The 1,685-nt window shown below is 67.4% G+C and carries 1 protein-coding gene; it reads left to right on the forward strand.

Annotation, left to right across the window (positions count from 1 at the left end):
• Nucleotides 1-124: 124 nt before the first annotated feature.
• Nucleotides 125-1,516: an IS1380 family transposase gene (locus E6R18_RS33805; RefSeq protein ID WP_136320678.1), complete on the forward strand. Its 1,392-nt coding sequence runs from the start codon at nucleotides 125-127 to the stop codon at nucleotides 1,514-1,516.
• The last annotated feature ends 169 nt before the right edge of the window (nucleotides 1,517-1,685 follow it).

The raw sequence follows: 1,685 nt of genomic DNA on the forward strand, positions 1-1,685 counted from the left end.
AGCCTTGATCCGCCGAATCGATGCCTGTGGATAACTTTTCTTGGAACGAGAAAGTGCCTTGTGGCCTGCGATGATGGGAGTTCTTCAGGCTTCCAGCACGCACGATCAGCAAGGCACTTCCGAGATGCAAGTTTCCCATACTCCGGCGGCAGTCTCCGCTGCGTTCGATGACCCGAATCTGATCGCGTATGGCGGGCTGGTCCCGGTGCTGCGGCTGGCCGAGCGGTGCGGGCTGTCCCGGCTGGTGGCCGAGAAGGTGAAGCTGAACGGGGCGAGGAACGGGGCGGGGGCTGCGGCGGATGCCAAGGTCACCAGCATCGTCGCGGGCATGGCAGCCGGTGCGGACAGCATCGATGACCTGGCGATGTTGCGCCACGGGGCGATGCCTGCCGTGTTCGGTGGCATGCGCGCCCCGACCACGCTCGGCACGTTCCTGCGTGCGTTCACCCATGGTCATGCTCTTCAACTCCACGCCGTGCACCGCAGGTTCCTCGCGCAACTGGCCGAACACACCCCGCTGCTGCCCGGCTCGGACGCGATGGCGTTCATCGACGTCGACTCCACCCATAAACGCGTCTACGGACGGACCAAACAGGGCGCCGAGTACGGCCGGTTCAAGGGCATCCGCACCCTGCACCCTCTCCTCGCCACGATCTGCACCCCCCAGTCGAGGCCGGTGATCGCGACGGTGCGGATGCGACGTGGCAAAGCGGCAGACTCCCGGGGTGCCCCGAAATTCGTGAGCGAGGCCCTGGCCACCGCCGTCGAGGCCGGCTGCACCGGGACCCGTATCCTGCGGGCCGATTCGCAGTTCTACAACGCCGGGGTGATCGCCGCCTGCCGCCGGGCCGGTGCCCACTTCTCGCTCACCACCGGGATGAACCCCTCCATCAAGCGGGCCGTCCTCGGCATCCCGGACGATGCCTGGCAGCAGATCAGTTACCCGACCGCGGTGCCCGACCCCGAGACCGGCGAACTCATCTCGGACGCCGAAGTCGCCGAACTACCCGCATACACCGCGTTCGCCAGCCGGAAGAAAGCCGACCGGGTCACCGCCCGGCTGATCGTGCGGCGGGTCCGTGACCTGGCCAAACCGCCGGTTTCCGGTGAGCAGGGCGAGCTGTTTCCCGTCTGGCGCTACCACCCCTTCCTCACCGACCAGCCGGCCCCGACGCTCCAGGCCGAGCGGGAACACCGCCACCATGCCGTGATCGAGCAGGTCATCGCGGACAGCAAGGCCGGCGCCCTCGCCCATCTGCCGTCCGGACACTTCAACGCCAACGCGGCCTGGCTCACCCTGTGGGCGATGACCTACAACCTGCTGCGGGCCGCCGGTTCCCTGGCTTCCGCGTTCCACGCCAAGGCGGCCACCGCCACCCTCCGCACCCACCTGATCCACGTCCCGGCCCGTATCGCCCGCTCAGCCCGACGCATCACCCTGCACCTGCCCCACAACTGGCCCTGGCAGCAAGCCTGGACACACCTCTTCGGCACCGTCCACGACCCACCCGGCTGACACGACAGCCCCTGCCCACCCCGCCCACCAGGGCCCAACCGGAACCGAAGAACGTGGAAAAGCTGGGCAAACCAGCAGATACCACCTGCCCACACTCAGCCACCCACACAGAACCAACTCAACAACCGGGCAGGAGAACATCCTCAAACCGCCTCGGCGGATCAAGGCT

Source organism: Streptomyces sp. A1277, from assembly GCF_004795015.1.
Classification (GTDB): Bacteria; Actinomycetota; Actinomycetes; order Streptomycetales; family Streptomycetaceae; genus Streptomyces.

Coding starts and splice junctions, on each gene's coding strand:
- E6R18_RS33805 (WP_136320678.1), top strand. CDS start 125: ATGCAAGTTTCCCATACTCCGGCGGCAGTCTCCGCTGCGTTCGATGAC.